Annotated in this window: 17 protein-coding genes and 1 tRNA gene; 9 read left to right on the forward strand and 9 right to left on the reverse strand. The window is 61.0% G+C overall.

Annotated elements, in window-relative coordinates; all coding sequences use genetic code 11:
* Positions 1-25 precede the first annotated feature (25 nt).
* Positions 26-1,966: a phosphoadenosine phosphosulfate reductase domain-containing protein gene (locus tag WYS_RS05975; protein ID WP_081579860.1), complete on the forward strand. Its 1,941-nt coding sequence runs from the start codon at positions 26-28 to the stop codon at positions 1,964-1,966.
* Positions 1,967-2,029: 63 nt separating this feature from the next.
* On the opposite strand, the gene ftsZ is transcribed toward WYS_RS05975, so the two are convergent.
* Positions 2,030-3,259, reverse strand: coding sequence for a cell division protein FtsZ (gene ftsZ, locus WYS_RS05980; RefSeq protein ID WP_201798855.1), 1,230 nt, complete (start codon positions 3,257-3,259; stop codon positions 2,030-2,032).
* Between the two features lie 279 nt (positions 3,260-3,538).
* Between ftsZ and WYS_RS14555 the strand changes: the two genes are divergently transcribed.
* Positions 3,539-3,892 carry a roadblock/LC7 domain-containing protein gene (locus WYS_RS14555; protein ID WP_019177261.1) on the forward strand — a complete coding sequence of 118 codons (354 nt, stop codon included), beginning with the start codon at positions 3,539-3,541 and terminating at the stop codon, positions 3,890-3,892.
* Here the strand turns inward: WYS_RS14555 and WYS_RS05995 are convergent.
* Both WYS_RS05995 and metG read right to left on the reverse strand, forming a co-directional pair.
* Positions 3,889-4,551, reverse strand: coding sequence for a CehA/McbA family metallohydrolase (locus WYS_RS05995; RefSeq protein ID WP_019177262.1), 663 nt, complete (start codon positions 4,549-4,551; stop codon positions 3,889-3,891). The genes WYS_RS14555 and WYS_RS05995 overlap by 4 nt on opposite strands.
* A complete protein-coding gene (gene metG, locus WYS_RS06000; RefSeq protein WP_019177263.1) occupies positions 4,548-6,758 on the reverse strand; it encodes a methionine--tRNA ligase in 2,211 nt (736 codons plus the stop codon). Before metG ends, WYS_RS05995 begins: the two co-directional genes overlap by 4 nt.
* A 139-nt stretch (positions 6,759-6,897) precedes the next feature.
* Here metG and WYS_RS06005 point away from each other — a divergent pair, with 139 nt between their 5' ends.
* Both WYS_RS06005 and WYS_RS06010 read left to right on the forward strand, forming a co-directional pair.
* Positions 6,898-8,667 carry a ribosome biogenesis/translation initiation ATPase RLI gene (locus tag WYS_RS06005; RefSeq protein ID WP_019177264.1) on the forward strand — a complete coding sequence of 590 codons (1,770 nt, stop codon included), beginning with the start codon at positions 6,898-6,900 and terminating at the stop codon, positions 8,665-8,667.
* Between the two features lie 238 nt (positions 8,668-8,905).
* The gene (locus WYS_RS06010) at positions 8,906-10,099 is read left to right on the forward strand and encodes an FprA family A-type flavoprotein (protein WP_019177265.1); all 1,194 of its coding nucleotides are present in this window, start codon (positions 8,906-8,908) and stop codon (positions 10,097-10,099) included.
* 9 nt (positions 10,100-10,108) lie between these two features.
* Here WYS_RS06010 and metK read toward each other — a convergent pair whose 3' ends face one another.
* Positions 10,109-11,374: a methionine adenosyltransferase gene (gene metK, locus WYS_RS06015; RefSeq protein ID WP_049796260.1), complete on the reverse strand. Its 1,266-nt coding sequence runs from the start codon at positions 11,372-11,374 to the stop codon at positions 10,109-10,111.
* 92 nt (positions 11,375-11,466) lie between these two features.
* On the opposite strand from metK, the gene WYS_RS06020 reads away from it, so the two are divergent.
* Together WYS_RS06020 and WYS_RS14560 are read left to right on the forward strand one after the other, a co-directional pair.
* Positions 11,467-11,988 (forward strand): CBS domain-containing protein, encoded by a 522-nt coding sequence (locus WYS_RS06020; protein WP_019177267.1) that lies wholly within the window; start codon positions 11,467-11,469, stop codon positions 11,986-11,988.
* 71 nt (positions 11,989-12,059) lie between these two features.
* Entirely contained in the window at positions 12,060-12,983 is a 924-nt protein-coding gene (locus tag WYS_RS14560; protein ID WP_049796261.1) for a PHP domain-containing protein, read from the forward strand.
* 64 nt (positions 12,984-13,047) lie between these two features.
* On the opposite strand, the gene WYS_RS06030 is transcribed toward WYS_RS14560, so the two are convergent.
* Complete coding sequence (locus WYS_RS06030) at positions 13,048-14,448, reverse strand: dihydrolipoyl dehydrogenase family protein (protein WP_019177269.1); 1,401 nt, start codon at positions 14,446-14,448, stop codon at positions 13,048-13,050.
* A 282-nt stretch (positions 14,449-14,730) separates the two neighbouring features.
* Between WYS_RS06030 and WYS_RS06035 the strand changes: the two genes are divergently transcribed.
* Together WYS_RS06035 and WYS_RS06040 are read left to right on the forward strand one after the other, a co-directional pair.
* Positions 14,731-14,910 carry an ammonium transporter gene (locus tag WYS_RS06035; protein ID WP_019177270.1) on the forward strand — a complete coding sequence of 60 codons (180 nt, stop codon included), beginning with the start codon at positions 14,731-14,733 and terminating at the stop codon, positions 14,908-14,910.
* Positions 14,907-15,245 (forward strand): P-II family nitrogen regulator, encoded by a 339-nt coding sequence (locus WYS_RS06040; RefSeq protein WP_019177271.1) that lies wholly within the window; start codon positions 14,907-14,909, stop codon positions 15,243-15,245. Before WYS_RS06035 ends, WYS_RS06040 begins: the two co-directional genes overlap by 4 nt.
* 87 nt (positions 15,246-15,332) lie before the next feature.
* Here the strand turns inward: WYS_RS06040 and WYS_RS06045 are convergent, their stop codons facing one another.
* Together WYS_RS06045 and WYS_RS06050 are read right to left on the reverse strand one after the other, a co-directional pair.
* Positions 15,333-15,758, reverse strand: coding sequence for a hypothetical protein (locus tag WYS_RS06045; RefSeq protein ID WP_019177272.1), 426 nt, complete (start codon positions 15,756-15,758; stop codon positions 15,333-15,335).
* Between the two features lie 217 nt (positions 15,759-15,975).
* The gene (locus WYS_RS06050) at positions 15,976-16,335 is read right to left on the reverse strand and encodes a hypothetical protein (protein ID WP_019177273.1); all 360 of its coding nucleotides are present in this window, start codon (positions 16,333-16,335) and stop codon (positions 15,976-15,978) included.
* Positions 16,336-16,682: 347 nt separating this feature from the next.
* Between WYS_RS06050 and WYS_RS06055 the strand changes: the two genes are divergently transcribed.
* The gene (locus WYS_RS06055; RefSeq protein WP_019177274.1) at positions 16,683-17,162 is read left to right on the forward strand and encodes a hypothetical protein; all 480 of its coding nucleotides are present in this window, start codon (positions 16,683-16,685) and stop codon (positions 17,160-17,162) included.
* Between the two features lie 382 nt (positions 17,163-17,544).
* Here WYS_RS06055 and WYS_RS06060 read toward each other — a convergent pair whose 3' ends face one another.
* Together WYS_RS06060 and WYS_RS06065 are read right to left on the reverse strand one after the other, a co-directional pair.
* On the reverse strand, positions 17,545-17,994 hold the full coding sequence (locus tag WYS_RS06060) for an iron chaperone (protein WP_019177276.1): 450 nt from the start codon (positions 17,992-17,994) through the stop codon (positions 17,545-17,547).
* Positions 17,995-18,135: 141 nt separating this feature from the next.
* A tRNA-Arg gene (locus WYS_RS06065) sits at positions 18,136-18,210 on the reverse strand.

Raw genomic sequence — 18,210 nt, forward strand, 5'->3', positions numbered from 1 at the left:
GGACCTCCCCAAAAGTTTTAATTCCATGACCCGAGTCGGTGCCCCCATGGCCCTGGTCCGCCTAGGCAAGATGGTACTGCGCTGGTGCCCCCATTGCAACGTCCCGATACTGGAGCAGAAGGAGTGCGGCTCCTGCGGCGCCGCGACCGTTCCCGTTGAGGTCACCCCGCCCGGGGACATCCGCCCGGCGTTCGCGCATGATATCGATCTCGTCAGGAGGACCATCGACGCCCAGTTCGGCGACGGTGCCGGCAAGGCGGTGCTCCCGGACGGCCGCGTGGCGCTGATGAACAAGGCCCCCGCCCTGGACCGCATGGACGAGATCATTGTCGACGGCGCGGTGGTCGGCTCCCTGAGGTACGACCTGGACCGGGGATGGGTGTTCCTTCCCCGCATGCCCGCGGCACGCGCCATGGAGGCCGTCGCCACCAGGGGCAGGGTCATCGGGGACGACGGTGCCATAAAGCCGGTGCTCAGCGGCTCGAACCTCCTCGCGCCGGGCGTGGTGAGCACGGACCCTGGGATCAAGGTCGGCGACGAGGTCATCGTCCTCGACCAATCGGGAAAGGCCTTCGCCGCCGGCATGGCCCGCATGAGCTCGGAGGAGATCGCACCCGATTCCCGGGGCATGGCCGTGAAGGTGCGGTGGAACGAGGCGCCCCGCGAGAGGGCGGCGCCGAACGGTTCCACCTGGCAGCAGGCCATCGAGGCCAACCGTCCGGAGATGGAGAGGAAGGTGGGCGAGGCGGTGTCGTTCATGAAGAGGGTGGTCAAGGAGAACGACCGGCCCGCCATGATATCTTTCTCCGGGGGAAAGGACTCCCTCGCAGTGCTCCTACTGTCTTTGAAGGCAGGAATGAAGCTCCCGGTCTTCTTCATCGACACCGGCCTGGAGTTCCCGGAGACTGTCGAGCACGTCAAGCGGGCGGCGGAGAGGCACGGCCTGGAGCTGATCATCGAGGAAGCGCCCCGGCAGGCCTTTGAAGAGGGGCTTCGTGTCTTCGGGCCGCCCGGGCGGGACTACCGGTGGTGCTGCAAGACCAACAAGCTCGGCCCCACTGTCAGGGCGATCATGAAGCACTACCCAAAGGGGGTGCTGTCGTTCATCGGCCAGAGAAGGTATGAGTCGGAATCGAGGGCCTCCAAGCCCCGGGTGTGGAGCAATCCCTGGACCCCGGGGCAGATCGGCGCCTCGCCCATCCAGAACTGGACCGCCCTCCACGTGTGGCTGCTGATCATGGGCGAGGGAGAGGAGCACAATCCCTGGTACGACCGGGGCCTGGACCGCATCGGCTGCTACCTGTGCCCTGCGTCCGACCTGGGTGAGATGAGGCAGGTGGAGGCGAGCTCGCAGAGGTTCAAGGAGTGGACCTCCTTCCTGGAGGGCTACGCCGCCTCCCGCGGGTATCCCAAAGAGTGGATCGAATACGGCGCCTGGAGGTGGAGGTCCCTGCCCCCGTCCATCAAGCAGGAGCTGGACCGCATCCACGTCTCCGTCAAGGCGAACGGCCCGGGAGAGGGGGAGAAGCCCCCGGAGAATCTCCGCCTGTACATCCAGAAAGGCGCCTCGCCGTGCACCATGGGATATAGCATAGAGGGGGCGTTCAACCGCCCTCTGGACCTGGAGCGCGTGGCGAACGTCCTCAACATGCTCGGCGAAGTGACCCTTAACGTGGAGGAGGGATGGTGCGCGGTCGACGGCATCACCGTGTACGATCAGGGCGCCCTCATAGGCAAGAGCAAAGAAGAAGAGGAGCTAAGGAAAAAAGTGGAAAGGGTGCGCCGAACGGTGGTCAAGGCCGAGGAGTGCGTCGGCTGCGGCGTCTGCATCGCCAGATGTTGCGAGGGTGCACTTAGGCTTGAGCGGGGCCGTGTCCTTGTGGAAACTGCTAGATGCGCCCACTGCGGGCGCTGTTTGGAACCGTGCCCAGCCATTACCTTCGGCGACAGCGCCTTCGAGTTTTGACCTCCCCGCCTTAGATTAAAGGCGGAAAGGGTTTGACCGACGCGTCCCCGAATGCCCCCTCGTTCAGCGCACGAAGTCTATGCCGTCGTCATCATAGGCGGGAGCGGCCTGCCTCTGCTGGGACTGGGCCTTCTGCTGCCCTCCGAGCTTGGGCTTGGGGATATCGTCTTCGAGGACGCCGAGCCTGCTGGTCGGAGCGCCGCCCTTGCCGTACATGTACTTGGAGGAGGCGCCGGTGACGATGAGCAGGATCTTGATGGTCCCCTCGATCTCGGGATCGATGGAGCACCCCCAGATAATCCTGGCGCGCTCGTTGACGGAGTCGTTGGCGATCTGAGCGGCCCTCTGGGCCTCGCCCACGGTCATGTCCGGACCGCCCACTACGCGGATCAGCACGCCCTTGGCGTCCTTCAGGTTGATCTCGCCCAGCAGCGGGGAGCTGAGGGCCTCATGCACCGCGGCCTTGACCCTGTCGTCCTCGTCATCGGTCGCCTCGCCGATGCCGACGAAGGCGACGCCGCCCTCTTTCATGACGGTCTGGATATCGGCATAGTCTAGGTTGACCAGGCCGGGCTTGGTGATGATCTCTGTAAGTCCCTTGATGGTCTGCATGAGCACCTCATCGGCGACCTTGAACGCGGCGTCAACGGGGAGCTTAGGCACGAGCTCGAGGAGCTTGTCGTTCGGGACCACGATGGTAGTGTCGCAGACGGAGCGGAGCTTGTTCAGGCCGATCATGGCGTTCTCGGCGCGGACGGTGCCTTCAGCCCGGAAGGGGAAGGTGACCACGCCGACGGTGAGCGCCCGGATCTGCTCCTTGGCGATAGAAGCTACATAGTGCGCGGAGCCGGTCCCGGTGCCGCCGCCCATGCCGGCGGTGACGAACACGATGTTGGAGCCCTGCAGGAAGGTTCTGATGTCAGCGTCGTTCTCCCTCGCCGCGGCCTCGCCGTTCTCCGGAAGAGCGCCGGCGCCCATGCCCCTGGTGGTGCTCCTCCCGATGAGGATCTTCTTGGGGGCGCGGATGGTCAGGAGGTGCTTGGCGTCGGTGTTGATGGCGCAAAGCTGCGCTCCGCTTATCCCGGCATCGACGCAGCGGTTGATGGTGTTCGAACCGCCACCGCCGCAGCCGATGATCTTGATGCAGACATCAAGCTGCTTGGCGAGCTCAAGGAGCTCGCGGTCGGTGTCGGACAGTATCTGCTCATGCGGCATCGGCTCGGAGGCCGGTGTAGCATTGACCTTTTGCTGGTATTCACTACCCAGTGCGTTCTTTACCAACGAATTTGGCATAAGTGCATCCCTCGCCAGGATGAGCGAATAACGCGGATATAAATCTTGCGAATTTGATACCATGAACAAAATTATCCAAGAAGATATTATGTGGTCTGACCCGCTTACGAGAAAAGAGGCCATGCCCAACAGCGATGACAAATAATATAATTGTAATTGTATATTATTTTCTGTCGGCCCGCCACCGTCCAGCTCACATTGTCAGTGAGACCATTATTATCAAAACCTATTTATGACCCTTCTTCAATTAACGTCATCGGTCTGGATACTGGTATTGATATGAGCGAGCTTTCTCAGGTAAAGGGCGCTTTGGAAGACATTAAAAAGGTCGACGGGGTCCTGACCGTCTCCCTTGTTTCCAGAGGCGGCTTGTACGTCATGGGCGAGCCCCTTAAGGGCGTCCACAAGGAAACATACTCCGCCATGTCCGCCATCATCCTGGGGGCCGCCGAGACCACCGCCAATGATATGAAGGACAGGCTCGACAAGGTCGTGGTGGAGCTGTCCGACCAGAACCTCATACTCATAGGGGCCGGTCCCAAATATCTCATGGCGGTTACCGCGAACAAGAGCGCCGACGCCGGGCAGGTGGCCCTCCGGGCGACAGAGGCCGTCTCCGAGCTTGACACTTAGATCCTTTTGAAGCCCCTTCCCGTCCACTTCAGCACGCTTTTCACGCCGAAGTACAGGAAGCCGAAGAAGGACCGGTGCCGCCCGGCCGCGCTGGTCCTCCTCTCCACTATCGCCTTCAGCACATCGCTCTCCGTGGCGCAGTCATCGGGGAGGATGGTGAAAGCGCGGCCCAACGACACCTGGTGATGGGCGTCGCTGCCTCCGGTCTCCCCGACCCCCATCTCCTTGGCTAGACGGATGGCCCCGGCATTGCTCCATCTCAGCGAGCGGCCGTTGATGGCCTCCACCGCGTCGAAGGTCTTCCCCCGCACGTTCTCCGCGCCCAGTCCGGACCAGGCCCGGTAGGGGTGCGCGGCCACGGCTATGCCCCCGTCCCGGTGCACGTGATCGATGGTCTCCTGCACCCCCATCCCCTTGGGCACCGGCCCGCTCACCCCGAGCGCAAGAAGGTGGCCCTCCGAGGTGGACACCTCCACCCCCCGAATGAGTATGATGCCGTACTTGTTCTCCCTGGCCGCCTCTTCCCAGCTGCCGATGGCATTGTGGTCGGTGATGGCCAGCGCCCCGAACCCCAGGAGATGGCAGCGCTCCAGTATCTCGGGGACGGTCTGCTTGCCGTCCTCGGAATAGGTCGAGTGAACGTGAAGGTCAGCCTTCATCGGACGGTCGCTCCGTCGGGCACGCCCTCGTCCACGGTCACCGCGCCCTTGTCGGTGAACAGCGCCAAGGCCTCGTCAGATTCGGGGGCGGGAAGGAACACCGCGATCTTCTTGGCCCCGGTCCCCTCGGGGACGGCGCACCTTACCTCGCGGCCCACGTTGACCCTGTCCTTGCCCATCACGCCGGCGATGCGGATCGTCAATTTCTGGAAGTCCTTGTATTCCAGCGGCTTGTCTCCCTGGGTCATCCCGCTGCTAACGGCGTCCCCGGGCAGGGACCCGGCGGGCGGGGACAGCACCTGCACCATTTCGTCGGCGTCGGCGGCCAGCAGCATGCCCTGGGACTCGTATCCCCGGAGCTTGGCCGGTTTCAGGTTCGAGACCACCACGACCTTCTTGCCCCGGAGGGCGTCCCCGGGATAGTACTTCTTCAGCCCGGCCACGATCTGGATCTTCTTCCCGATGTCCACCTGAAGGAGCAGCAGGGAGTCGGCGTTGGGATGGTCCTGCACGTCCACGACCTCGCCTACCTTTAGGTTGAGGGCCCCGAAGCCCTTGAACGGTGAACTTTCCTCCTTTTCCACCATGATCTTCGAGAAGAGAGGCACGGGCTCCTTAAGCTTCTGATGCTCCGGCAGCACCGAGCTCACGCCGCCCCATCCCGCCTCGACCAGCTTGCCGCCGTACCCCAGCAAATTCCACGCGCCCTGGGCGGAGCGGGGCAGGAACGGATAGCTGAGCACGGCCAGCGCCTTCACCAGCTGCAGGTTCAGGTTCAGCACCGTCCCGCACCTCTCCCGGTCCTTCTTGATAAGGGCCCACGGCCCCACGGAGTCGAAGTAGCGGTTGCCGAACTGCGCCAGGTCCATGACGGCCTTCAGGGCGCGCTTGAACTCGCACTTGTCGAGGTAGGCGTCGACCTCGTCCCTGGTCCGGGCGATGACGCCCATGATCTCGTCCCGCTCGGCCTCGGTCCCCTTGAACTCCGGAACCTCCCCGAAGTGCTTGTAGGTGAAGCTGAGGACGCGGTGGTAGAAGTTGCCCAAGGTAGCGACGAGCTCGTTGTTCACCTTGGTCTCGAAATCCTCCCAGGAGAAGTCGGCGTCCTTGTTCTCCGGCATGTTGGCGGCGAGGTAATAGCGGATGGCATCCACCTGGAACTTCTGGACCATCGTCGGTATGTCGATGCTCACGCCGCGGGACTTGGAGAGCTTGTCGCCCTTGAAGGTGAGGAACTCGTTGGCCGGCACGTCGTACGGCAGGTTGAGGCCCCCATAGCCCATCAGCATGGATGGCCAGATGATGGTATGGAAGGGAATGTTGTCCTTGCCCAGAAAGTAGTAGCCCTTGACCGAGGGGTCCTGCCACCAGGCCTTCCAGGCGTCCGGCTGCCCGATGAGCTTGGACCACTCCTTGGACGCCGCGAGGTATCCGATGACCGCATCGAACCACACGTAGATGACCTTGTTGTCCCAGCCCTCCAGGGGCACCGGCACACCCCAGTTCATGTCCCTGGTGATGGGGCGGTCCTCCAGCCCGGCCTCCAGCCAGTTCCTGGTGAACAGCTGCACGCTGGGCTTCCAATAATCCTTGTCCTTGACCCAGTCGAGCAGGCGGTCCTGGAACGCGCTCAGTTTCAGGAAGAAGTGCTCCGTCTCCCTGAGCTCGGGGGCCACAGTGCAGTGTATGCACCTGGCCTCCTTCAGCTCACCCGGCTCGAAGGCCTTTCCGCACTTCTCGCACTGGTCGCCCCTGGCCTTCTCGTTCCCGCAGTCAGGGCACTTGCCCTCCACGTAGCGGTCGGGGAGGAACTTCGCGCACTGCGGGCAGTAGTACTGCAATGTGCTCTTCTTGTACAGATAGCCCTTGTCCAGGAGGGTCAGGAAGAAGTCCTGCGTGACCTCGATATGATTGGGGTTGTGGGTCTTGGTGTACAGGGAGTACTCGATGTCCAGGTCCTCGATGGCCTTCTTGATGATGTAGTGGTACTTGTCGGCCAGCTGTTCGGGGGTGAGGCCTTCCTTCTCGGCCTTCACCGTGACAGGGGTGCCGTGCTGGTCCGACCCGCCCACCATGAGCGGCTCGTTGCCCTTGAGGCGGTGATATTTGGAGAATACGTCGGGAGGGAGGAGGGAACCGGCCACGTGCCCCAGGTGGATCGCTGAGTTCGAGTAGGGCCATGCCACGCACACTAGTACCTTTACCATATCGATCGCCCATCGGATTGTGTAGGATGGATTTAAGCGTTGATGCTGTCCCGGGGCGGCTGGCCCTGACCTGCTGGGCCCAGGTCCTCCCAAGGGCTGACAATCAACTTTTTATCGCAGAGTCAGCATTGCGAAGCCCATGCGCATCGCCGTGCTATTGCGGGACCACTGTCAACCTAAGAAGTGCAACAACGAGTGCATCAATTATTGTCCCAAGGTGCGCACCGGCGTGGAGGCCGTGGTCATGGGCGAGGGCGGCAAGCCCGTGATATCGGAGGAGCTGTGCGCGGGGTGCGGCATCTGCGTGAACAAGTGCCCCTTCGAGGCCATAAAGATCATCGGACTGCCCGAGGAACTGAAAACGGACCTCATGCACCAGTACGGCAAGAACGGGTTCCGCATATACCGCCTCCCCGTGCCCAAGAAGGGGCTGGTCACCGGCATCCTGGGTCCGAACGGCATCGGCAAGACCACCTCCATTAGGCTGCTGTCCGGAGAGGAGGTCCCCAACTTCGGCGATTACGAGCACCCCCTCAGCAAGGAAGACGTCCTAGCCAAGCTGGCCGGTTCGGAGCTCGGCGACTACCTGACCAAAGTATATGCGGGCAAGGTGCGCACAGTGGTCAAGCCCCAGTATGTGGACAAGCTGCCCCAGGTCGTCAAAGGCGTCGTCCGGGACCTCTTGCAGAAGGTCGCGGAGCGGATGACCGTGGAGGAGGCGGCGGACCTGCTGGAGCTCAACGAGGTCGTCGACCGACCTCTAGATAAGCTGTCCGGCGGCGAACTACAGAGAGTGGCCATCGCGGCGACCATCATGAGAGAGGCGGACACCTACTTCTTCGACGAGCCGTCGTCCTACCTGGACATCTACCAGAGGATCAAGGTCGCCCGCGTCATCCAGTCAATGGCGGAGGAGAAGCAGATCGTGGTCATCGAGCACGACCTGGCCATCTTGGACTTCTTGGCCGACAACGCCTACCTGGTGTACGGCTCCGAGGGCGCCTACGGTGTGTTCGCTCAGCCCCGCCAGGTGCGCACCGCCATCAACACCTACCTCGATGGCTACATGAGGGAGGAGAACATCCGATTCCGGGACACCCAGATACGGTTCGAGTCCCATCCCCCCCGCGACAGCCAGCTCACCGTCCCGCTGCTGGAGTACGGGGCCCTGGAGTGCGACTTCAAGAATTTCAAGCTCAAGGCCGACCCCGGCAGCATCAAGATCGGCGAGTCCGTGGGTGTGGTCGGCCCCAATGCCATCGGCAAGACCACCTTCGTGAAGATGCTCGCCGGCATCCAGGAGCCGACCGTGGGGTCCCTGGACCGGAAAGTCAAGGTATCCTACAAACCTCAATATATCGCCCCCGACTTCGACGGCACGGTCATGGATATGTTCATGACCGCCAACCACGAGTTCTTCGGGTCGGGGTTCTTCGAGAGCGAGATCGCTCATCCCCTGACGCTCCGGCGCCTCTACGAGAAGAACGTGAAGACGCTGTCCGGCGGCGAACTGCAGAGGGTGGCCATCGCGCTTTGCCTCACCCAGGAGGCGGACATGTATCTCCTGGACGAGCCTTCCGCGTACCTCGACTCCAACCAGAGGATGGAGGCGGCCAAGACCATCCGCAGGGTGATGGAGAAGCGCGGCCGCAGCGCGCTCATCGTTGACCACGACATATACTTCCTGGACATGGTCTCGGACTCCATGATGGTGTTCTCCGGGAAGCCGGGCACGGAGGGGCGGGCCTCCGGACCGTTCGACATGAGGGCGGGGATGAACATGTTCTTGGAGAAGGTCGATGTCACCTTCCGCCGGGACAACGAGACCGACCGCCCCCGCATCAACAAGCCGGGGTCGAGGCTGGACCGGGAGCAGAAAGAGAAGGGCGAATATTACTACACCACGTAAGGCGGGAAGGCAGGAACCAGGCCTGCCCGGCCCCCCATCTCCGGGGAGCCGATGGATCGGATGGCGCTCATTGCCGCCCCGGCGATCCGGGCGAGGGGGCCTTGGAGCAGGACGCAGGCACTATTTATCAAGGACCGCCCATTAATATTGCGCCTATTTTTTTCTAGATGGGCCGGCCGATGCTTTGCTCGTAAATGATAATACCCCGTGAGCCGATATTAATGGCCGGTGAGACAAGATGAAGGAAGCAGTGCGGGTAACCGACGGGATATACTGGGTAGGCGCCATCGACTGGAACGTAAGGAACTTTCACGGGTACACCACGCCGCGCGGAACGACCTACAACGCGTACCTGATCACAGGGGAGAAGAACATCCTGGTGGACACGGTGAAGAAACCGTTCTACGGAGAGCTGGTGGAGCGCATCAGCAGCGTCATCGATCCCAAGAGGATCGATCTCATAGTGTCGAACCATACCGAGATGGACCACTCCGGGGCGCTGCCGGAGATGCAGAAGCTTACCGGGGCCAAGATCCTGGCGTCGAGGATGGGGGTGGAGGGACTGAACAAGCACTACCCGGGCCTGGACGTGGAGATGGTCAAGGACGGCTCGGAGATCCAGCTCGGCGGCAAGACCTTGAAGTTCATCGACACCCCCATGCTGCACTGGCCTGACTCCATGTTCACCTACGTCGAGGAGGACAAGCTCCTGTTCAGCATGGACGCCTTCGGGCAGCACTACGCTACTACCAAGCGGTTCGCCGACGAGGTAGACCAGGATGTCCTTTTCCAGGAGGCGGCGAAGTACTACGCCAACATCATCCTGCCCTTCAATGCCCGCGTCCTCAAGACCGTGGAGAAGGCCCAGGAGCTGGACATCCAGATACTGGCGACATCCCATGGGGCCATCTGGAGAAAGGACCTCGGGAAGATCGTGCAGCTGTACACCGACTGGGCCAACAACCGGACCAAGGAGAAGGCCATCGTGGTCTACGACACCATGTGGGGCAGCACCAGGATAATGGCCGAGGACATCGCCGAGGGCATCGCTTCGGAGGGGCCCGAGGTGACCATCCTCAAGCTGACCGATACCGACCGCAGCATGGTAATGAAGGAGCTGCTGGACTCCCGGGCCGTAGTGGTGGGCACGCCGACGCTGAACAACTCCATGTTCCCGTCGGTGGCCGACATGGTCACCTACATGAAGGGACTGCGTCCCAAGGACCGCCTGGGGGCGGTGTTCGGCTCCTACGGCTGGAGCAGCGGGGCGGTGCAGGCGGCGCGAGAGCTGATGAAGATGGGCGGCCTGGACATGCCGTTCGGGGAGCTGACGGTGCAGTGGGTCCCCTCGGTGGAGGAGCGCAAGCAGTGCCGGGAGTATGGCAGGACCATCGGCCGTAAAGTAATGGAGAGAAAGGAGAAAGGGGATTGAAGAAGGGATTTAGACCGTGGCGACCTGGCCGTTGGTCTTGACCTGCTTCACCTTCACCTTGCCGTTGGCGGGCGCGGCGATGCCGGCAGCGGTCCTGAGGGCGTCGACCTTGTTGACCCTCTCCCAGGTGAAGTCGGCGTCCTTGCGGCCGAAGTGACCATATGCAGCGGTCTTCTGGTAGATCGGCCTCTTCAGGTTCAGGGCCTTCATGATGCCGTCGGGGGTCAGATCGAACACCTTGGCCACGGCGGCGGCGATCTTCTCGTCCTCGATCATACCGGTGCCCTCGGTGTCGACCATGATGGACACCGGCTCGCTGACGCCGATGGCGTAGGCGACCTGGACCTCCACCTGCTTGGCCAGGCCGGAGGCCACGATGTTCTTGGCGATGTAGCGGCACATGTACGCCGCGGACCTGTCGACCTTGGTGGGGTCTTTTCCGGAGAAGGCGCCACCTCCATGGCGGCCCATGCCACCGTAGGTGTCCACGATGATCTTCCTGCCCGTGACGCCCGAGTCGCCGCACGGCCCTCCGATGACGAACCTGCCGGTGGGATTGATGTGGAACTTGGTGTCCGCGTCGATCCAATCGCCGCAGACTGGCTTTATGACATTTGCCATCACGGCCTTCCTGATGATGTCCTGAACGTCCTTGTCCTCGGTCTTCCCGTCGATCACGGGGGCGTGCTGGGTCGAGACCACCACAGTGTCGATCCTCTTGGGCGCGCCGTTCTCGTACTCCACCGTCACCTGGGTCTTCCCATCGGGGCGGAGCCACGGCAGGGTGCCGTCCTTCCTGACTGCGGCGAGCCGCTGGGCCAGCCTCTGGGCCATGTAGATGGGCAGGGGCATCAGGTCAGGGGTCTCGTCGGTAGCGTACCCGAACATCAGTCCCTGGTCGCCGGCTCCGGTGGCCAGCTTCTTGCCCTTCTTCTTCCTGCACACCCCCATATCAATGTCCGCGGACTGGTCGTGGACGGATGCCAGCACCGAGCATCCGTCGGCGTCGAAGCCGAACTCGGGCTTGGAGTACCCGATGTCGCGGATGGTCTTGCGGACCACCTTGTCCACGTCGACCATTACGCTCTTGCAGGGATCGGTCTTGACCTCCCCCACTACAACCACCATGCCAGTGGTGGTCAGCGTCTCGATGGCCACGTGAGCTTCGGGGTCCTGGGCCAGGTAAGCGTCCAACAAGGCATCGGATATCTGATCGCACAGCTTGTCGGGGTGACCCTCGGTCACGGACTCGGAAGTGAACAAATGACGTTCCATGGATCTCCACTCTTTTCCAGGAAAAAGGAGGAAAGGCTATATATGCATTTTGACACATCACTTGCTACTAAAATTATAACTGCGGGTTATACATGGACCTATCGGAGATCAAGAAGCTGCGCACCCGGGCGGGGATGAGCCAGACCGATCTGGCCAAGAAGGCAGGGGTGTCCCAGGCGCACATCGCCAAGATCGAGGCGGGGAAAGTGGACCCGCGGTTCTCCACGGTAGAGCGGATACTCCGGTGTCTCAGGGAGGAGCAGAAAGAGCACTGCTCCAGGTACATGACCAAGACCATCTTCGGGGTCCAGGCGGATGACAGCGTGGCCTCGGCGGGGCGCTTGATGAGGCAGAGGGGAGTGTCCCAGATAGTGGTGTTCCGGGGAGAGGGCGTGGTCGGCCTGATCACGGAAGAAGACCTGCTGAGGTTCAAGGGCGACAGCGACTCGACCAACTCCGAGGACGTGATGAGCGATTCCCCGCCCACGGTCTCCAAGAACACCAGCGCAGATGCGGTGAGGGACCTCCTGCTGGAGTTCCCAGCGGTGGTGGTCATGGACAGGGAGAAGGCGGTCGGCATCATCACCAAGTCCGATCTGCTGAAGCGCATCTGATTCCTTTTAGAATTATGCCGCCGCGGCAAGTTGGCGAATGGTATTTATCTATGCAGCATTCTTCATGGGGGGTGCAGGGCAAAGCGGACATCCATGTGCACACCAAGTATTCTGGGGTCCATCGCCTTGGGGTGGTCCGATTCCCGGAATCGGTCTCCAACCCCGCAGATGTTGTGCTGAAGGCCCGCTCGGTGGGAATGAACGTCCTGTGCATCACCGACCACAACTCCACCGCCGGGGCCATGAAGGCCAAGGCGGAGTCGAAGGATGTCAAGGACATAGAGGTGGTGGTGGGTGAAGAGATAAGCACCGCCGACGGCGAGGTCATCGGACTGTTCTTGAACGAGGAGATCCCAGCAGGGCTGTCGATCGAAGAGAGCATCGACCGCATCAGGGCCCAGGACGGCCTGGTCATCGCCCCCCATCCCTTCAGCCTGCACTGCCCGGCGCTCGGAGAGAGGATCGAGGGCCTGGACCTTGACGGCATCGAGGTGCTGAACGGCGGGCATCGCGACGAGTATGCCAATGCCAAGGCCGCCGAGGTCGGGAAGAGCGGCAAATGGGCCAAGATGGGAGGGTCCGACGCCCACTATCTTCCGGTGGTGGGGTCCGCCTACACCACGTTCAACGGAAGTACGGCCGAAGAGCTCCGCAGGGAGATCCTGGCCAAGAGGACCGACGGCGCCGGCGAGGTCATCCCCATGGACAAGGCCATCGCCTGGAGCATGACCGTGATCGTTCACTCCGACGCCCTGATATTGCGCTCGTTCCTCGACCTCGACCGGGACAAGAGGGACGATCCCATTGTCAACAAGGTGTATGCGATGAAGCTGGGACAGAAGCTCGGCGCTCTGGTGGGCTCGTTCGTGTACCTTCTGCCGCCGGTCCCCTTCCTTGCTGGAATGGCCAGTGAGAAGCTTTTCCACAGATGGGCGGCCCAGGTGGAAGCGGGCATCGACCGCATCGGCAAGCTGGGCCCGTTCCTTCTGCCATAAAGCGGACGCATATTAAGGTCGTGCTTCATGTCGCGCCCACCTCTGGTGCGCGGACCGCCATGGATCAGTGATGGTGCACGTGCCCGGGATCGTCGGGGTCGACCAGGCGGGCGAACGCTCCGGCCACCGCCTCGCTGAGAGCTGGATGTATCACCTGGCTATGTCCCATGGGCAGGTAGGTCTGGTCCCCCGAGTTCATGAGGTACACTATCTGCTGCACCAGCAGATCGGCCTCCTTCCCCACGATATGCGCCCCGATGATGCGGCGGGTGCCCTTTTCCACCACCACCTTGAGCAGGCCGTGATCGTCGGCCATGGCGTTGCCCTTGGCCACATTGGCATATCTATTGAAGCCGACCAGTACCTTATACCCGACCTTCCTGGCCATCTCCTCGGTGAGGCCGACACTGCCCACCGTGGGGTAGGTGTACACCGCATGGGGGATGGCATGCTCGTCCACGGGGGTCCTCTGCCCGGAGGTCATGTTGTACCATACCACTTGGCTCTCGTAGTTGGCGGTATGGCGGAAGAGGTGCCTGCCAGTGATGTCCCCCAGCGCCCATACCCCTGGGGCGGTGGTCTCCAGGTACTCGTTCACCTCGACATACCCCATCTCGCTGGCCTGCACCCCGGCGGCCTGGACGTTCAGGATGTCCGCGTTGCCGCGCGCGCCCGTCCCCAGGACCAGCATCTCCGCCTCCTCGGTGACCTCCTCCCCGGTGGCGGCATCTTTCCTGACCACTTGGACGCCGTTGCCCGAGCGCCGGACCCCCGTAACGTACTGGCTAGTGAATATGCGGACATGCTCTCCCAGCTTCTTCCTGACCACGAAAGAGATCTCAGGCTCCTCCTCCGGGACGAGGCGCTGGTTGCGCTGGATGATTGTCGACGGCACCCCAAAGGCGGAGAAGAAGTGCGCGAACTCGCAGGACTTGTAGCCCCCGCCCAGGAAGATGATGCTCTTGGGCAGCGACTTTATCTCGAATATGGTCTCGGAGGTCTGGTACGGCACCTCGGCCAGCCCGGGGATGTCCGGCACGTAGCTCCGGGAGCCGGCGCTGATGACGACCTTGGGGGCGCGAATGTGCTGGCCGTGGACCTGGAGGGCCCGGTCGCCCACGAACCTGCCGGAGGCAGGGAACAGTCTGACATTAGGGTCATCGGACAGCGCTTCGGCCATGTTATGCCGATCGGCGAGAACCAGGTCCCAGGTGCGCCGCCTGACCTCCTCGAAGTCCGCCTTCTCCAACTTGGCATGCACGCCCACCCTGGCAGCATCCTCGATCTCCCTGATGACGTCAGCGGGATAGGTCCACATCTTGCTGGGAATGCAGCCCCGGTTCAGGCAGGTGCCTCCCAGCGGTCCGCTCTCCACCAGTGCCACCTTCATGCCGCTGCTGGCCGCGGCGGAAACGATATTGATCCCAGCTCCCGAGCCGATGACGATCAGGTCGAAGTTCTCCATAGGGGTCCCTGACAATAATATTCCGGGTAATTATATGATTTTGTAGCGGCGGGGCGGCGAGCGCGCCGGCCGCAATAATTACATGATATGTCACGTAAGTTCGCATTATTCCTATAATACGTGTATGATTGTATATATTAGAAGTATTTATTTAGTTAATTATCTAATACATGGTCATCGGAGCGAGTAGGCGAAACAATGCCGACATCTCGACCGTTCGAGAGGTCCCGGGAGCGGTCAGAATGAAGGAACGGGATAAATGAAAGGATTGAGGTGGAGGGGATGGTTTTCGATACCGGCGAAACGACATGGATGCTGGTCTCGACCGTCCTGGTCCTGATCATGACCCTCCATATCGGCTTCCTCTACGGAGGCGTGCTGAAGAAGAACGATGAGAGGCGCATCGGCGCTGACATCGCCCAGCACGGGGAGAGCGCCTGCTCTTGGGGAGATCGAACATGAAGAAGATCGAGGCGATAATCAGGCCGGAGATGCAGAACGCAGTGAAATCGGGATTGGAGGCCGTAGGGGTGGTGGGACTGACCATCCATGAGGTCCAGGGACGAGGGGCGCAGAAAGGGCTGGAGTTCGTCAACCGCGCGGGCAAGTTCCGCGTGGACCTCCTGCCCAAGACCCTCATTTCCATAGTGGTCCCTGACGAGGAGGTGGATAAGGTCATTGACGCCATCGTTCAGAACGCCCGCACCGGGGAGCCGGGCGATGGGAAGATCTTCGTCATGCCAGCGGAGAGGGCCATACGGATCAGGACCGGCGAGGAGGGCGACCAGGCCATCTGAGGATCGAGCCGGCCTGCCAAACCCATCTCTTCTTTTTTCACGATGGGAAAGGGTTTGGAAAGAGTTTGTAGGAGGCAGATAGGCATGTCAGTGCTGGACTGCCAACAGCTCGATGTCAGCGCGTATGGACCTCCCGTTATGCGCGTAGGCGCTGTTCGCACTATGCTCGTCAGCGGGCCTCTCCTCGACAGGACCGCCATACCATTCACGATGCGAAGTCCTCTCGGAGAGCTTCCTTAGGAGATCCTCAGTGACCTTGCGGTCGCTGTCGGCTATGATGGCCTCCCGGACATAGGTCGCCGCGCTGAACCTGTTGGTGCCAGCTACGGCCTTTATGAGCTGCAGCAGCTCGCTATTTCGTATGTGCCGACGCTCGAAGCGATACAAGGTCAGACCCAGATCATACTCGAGCTGGTCGAAGACCGCCTCTCGGATCTCCGGGGACGCCTCTACCGAGTCGCTCTTCGCCAAGCTGGCAACGAAGCTGCTAACGTCGGTCTCGGATATGCCCATGCAGTTATCGGTTCCAATTGAAGTCCTGTAACTCATTTTTCACACCTTTGATGATCGTGCCTTAACGGCCGCCCGGGTCGACCCGACCCGAGGCTAGATTGCTCTAGCCCCTGGAAGAGGTATAATGCCTGTTGACGCAAAAAGTCGATAATGATTAATTAGGTGTGAAATCTAGTCGATATTGAGTTAAGTAGGCTGAAAAAGAGGGCAGGTAGGCTCATTGACCGAACAGTCCGGTGCGGAACCGGCGGATCTGCCAGTCCAGCCACTCCTCGCCGCCTTCGGTGGATTCCACCGTGCAGACGATGTCGCGCATGCCCTGCTCCATGAGCCAGCGCTTGACGTTGTCAGGAGTGAGCATGTACTGGACCTTGGGGAACCCTCTGGTCCACTGCCTAGCTTCCCTCAGTCCGTGCACCCCTTCCCGCGGGGCGTTGTCCACCCAGAGCTGGAACAGGTCAACGTCGTCATAGATCGCCCGCTTCAGGTTGCAGCACCTGGGACCGGCGTACTTTCTGAAGTGGCCGCACACGATGTTGGACACGATGCCCTCGCTGATGCCGCTGAGGATACCCATGTCAATCCCTCCCGGCGGCGGGCGTCTCGGCCCAGCGGTCGTTGGTTCTGTTCTCTATCTTCGAAGTCGCAACGAGGCATCTGCCAGTGTCCGATGCCACGTTCACATCTACGACATTCATGTTCGCTTCGATGTTCCGGGTACGTTGATAACCATTATTGGTTGAGAATCGCAATTGATACTTACTTCGATCGATCCATGTCACTCCGCCATTGTAGTGGCCAGACGTGCTCCGACCGCTGGTCCCTCTCAGTTCCATGGGCGCATTGTCTCTTTGCTGATGAAAAGGACCCCGGCCGGGGACGGGTTAAAGATTATATCCCTCAGGAACCCGAAGTTCCAGCTGAATGGTGGACCTCAATCCCGCCCAGGAGCTTTTCACGGCGTTCTTCGCGATCTATTTCACTCTGACGATCGACCGGTCGTTCAAGGAGTATCGCGCCTACGATACCTTTTCGGCCTGGAAGGGCGATCGCTCGGCCATACGGCGGCTCCTGCTCGCCTGGACCTTTCTGATAGTGCTCCCCATATTCCAATACGCCATAATCATGGGCCTCCTCCCGAGGGTCGAGCTAAGATTCGACCTGGCTCCGACGGACATCCTCTCTATCGCCATCATCGGCCTCCTGTCCTTCTTCGAGTTTGGATATTACAGGATCTTCGAAGCGTTCATTCATCTCAGGCCTCATGCGTTCTTTCCCGAGGACTTCGTGAAGGAGGCCATACCAGAGGAGCGCCAGGAGTTCTGGTCACATTTCATCCCGGGGATCGGCTACATCGCGGCGACGCTGCTGCTGTTCATGTATGTGGTTGTATTCTACCATTGATCGCACCATATCTGCGGACGAGGGGGGACGCCCGGGCAAGGACGAGAAACCTCATTTTATTGGGCCCCGGAAAAAGTGGGAGGGGGGCCTCGCGCGGCATGAAGCGTTCGACCACCGAACGTCCCGTGGATACGCTGGCGAGCACCTCGTAGATATGCTCGACGATGGGACCACATGGAGAAGAACGGAGAACAGCTCGATCAGGAGGGTGAGGGGCGGCGAGGAACACCAACATTAATCGACGGTCGTGCAGGGGTGGTTATGAACGGGCTCCTGTCGCTCCCCCGATGTTCGAGTATGGAACTCTAAATAAAGCTGAAGCAAAGGAAAACAGTAGCTCCATGTTAGCAGCCAGGCTGATTTCGTTCCGAGAACGATGCGCTCAGCTCACCGCTTTCTTCACCAGATCGGCAATCCTAGCCTCTTCGGCGGGGGTCAAGTCCTTCAGCGCGAAGGCGACCGGCCACATGACTCCCTCATCAAGGTTCGCCACGTCATTGAAGCCGAGCGTCATGTACCTCTCCTTGAACTTCTCTCCGGCGCGGAAGAAGCAGACGATCTTGCCATCCTTGGCGTATGCGGGCATCCCATACCAGAGCCTAGGCGTCAGGGAGGGGACGCTGGCCATGATCACGGCGTGAGGCCGCTCGCCCATGGCACGGTATTCCCCTGGCATCGCGGCGATAACGTCCAGCACGGCGCTTTCACCCTCGGCTTGCTTGGCGGTGCTCTTGGCAGTTTTTTGCTCATCGTCCTGCACAAGTTGCGGTCGTGTGTTCCCCAAGTATGTCACCTCATTTTTCCGATGTAGAACGATCGTTTTTAAACGCATATAAATATTGAGAAAATTACGCTGGATGGAGGGGGTGTGCACAAAAAGGAGTTCACCAAAATGTTCAGCCAGCGCCGAGGGGCAGGTCCGGTGAAGCGGTCAGGCCAAAATCTCTGGGGGACATCCGAATTAGAATAGAGGCGCACACGGAGGGATTCGAACCCTCGACTTGCAGCTTAGGAGGCTGCCGCCATATCCAAGCTAGGCCACGTGTGC

The sequence above is a fragment of the Methanomassiliicoccus luminyensis B10 genome (assembly GCF_000308215.1).
Taxonomy (GTDB): domain Archaea; phylum Thermoplasmatota; class Thermoplasmata; order Methanomassiliicoccales; family Methanomassiliicoccaceae; genus Methanomassiliicoccus; species Methanomassiliicoccus luminyensis.

Excerpts from the sequence above, each read along its gene's own strand:
- WYS_RS06050 (WP_019177273.1), bottom strand. The coding sequence starts at position 16,335 with ATGGGTATCCTCAGCGGCATCAGCGAGGGCATCGTGTCCAACATCGTG.
- WYS_RS14555 (WP_019177261.1), top strand. The coding sequence starts at position 3,539 with ATGAGCGAGCTTTCTCAGGTAAAGGGCGCTTTGGAAGACATTAAAAAG.
- WYS_RS06010 (WP_019177265.1), top strand. The coding sequence starts at position 8,906 with ATGAAGGAAGCAGTGCGGGTAACCGACGGGATATACTGGGTAGGCGCC.
- WYS_RS06005 (WP_019177264.1), top strand. The coding sequence starts at position 6,898 with ATGCGCATCGCCGTGCTATTGCGGGACCACTGTCAACCTAAGAAGTGC.
- WYS_RS06030 (WP_019177269.1), bottom strand. The coding sequence starts at position 14,448 with ATGGAGAACTTCGACCTGATCGTCATCGGCTCGGGAGCTGGGATCAAT.
- metG (WP_019177263.1), bottom strand. The coding sequence starts at position 6,758 with ATGGTAAAGGTACTAGTGTGCGTGGCATGGCCCTACTCGAACTCAGCG.
- WYS_RS06040 (WP_019177271.1), top strand. The coding sequence starts at position 14,907 with ATGAAGAAGATCGAGGCGATAATCAGGCCGGAGATGCAGAACGCAGTG.
- WYS_RS06020 (WP_019177267.1), top strand. The coding sequence starts at position 11,467 with ATGGACCTATCGGAGATCAAGAAGCTGCGCACCCGGGCGGGGATGAGC.
- WYS_RS06055 (WP_019177274.1), top strand. The coding sequence starts at position 16,683 with ATGGTGGACCTCAATCCCGCCCAGGAGCTTTTCACGGCGTTCTTCGCG.
- ftsZ (WP_201798855.1), bottom strand. The coding sequence starts at position 3,259 with ATGCCAAATTCGTTGGTAAAGAACGCACTGGGTAGTGAATACCAGCAA.
- WYS_RS06035 (WP_019177270.1), top strand. The coding sequence starts at position 14,731 with ATGGTTTTCGATACCGGCGAAACGACATGGATGCTGGTCTCGACCGTC.
- WYS_RS05995 (WP_019177262.1), bottom strand. The coding sequence starts at position 4,551 with ATGAAGGCTGACCTTCACGTTCACTCGACCTATTCCGAGGACGGCAAG.
- WYS_RS06060 (WP_019177276.1), bottom strand. The coding sequence starts at position 17,994 with ATGCGTTTAAAAACGATCGTTCTACATCGGAAAAATGAGGTGACATAC.
- metK (WP_049796260.1), bottom strand. The coding sequence starts at position 11,374 with ATGGAACGTCATTTGTTCACTTCCGAGTCCGTGACCGAGGGTCACCCC.
- WYS_RS06045 (WP_019177272.1), bottom strand. The coding sequence starts at position 15,758 with ATGGGCATATCCGAGACCGACGTTAGCAGCTTCGTTGCCAGCTTGGCG.
- WYS_RS05975 (WP_081579860.1), top strand. The coding sequence starts at position 26 with ATGACCCGAGTCGGTGCCCCCATGGCCCTGGTCCGCCTAGGCAAGATG.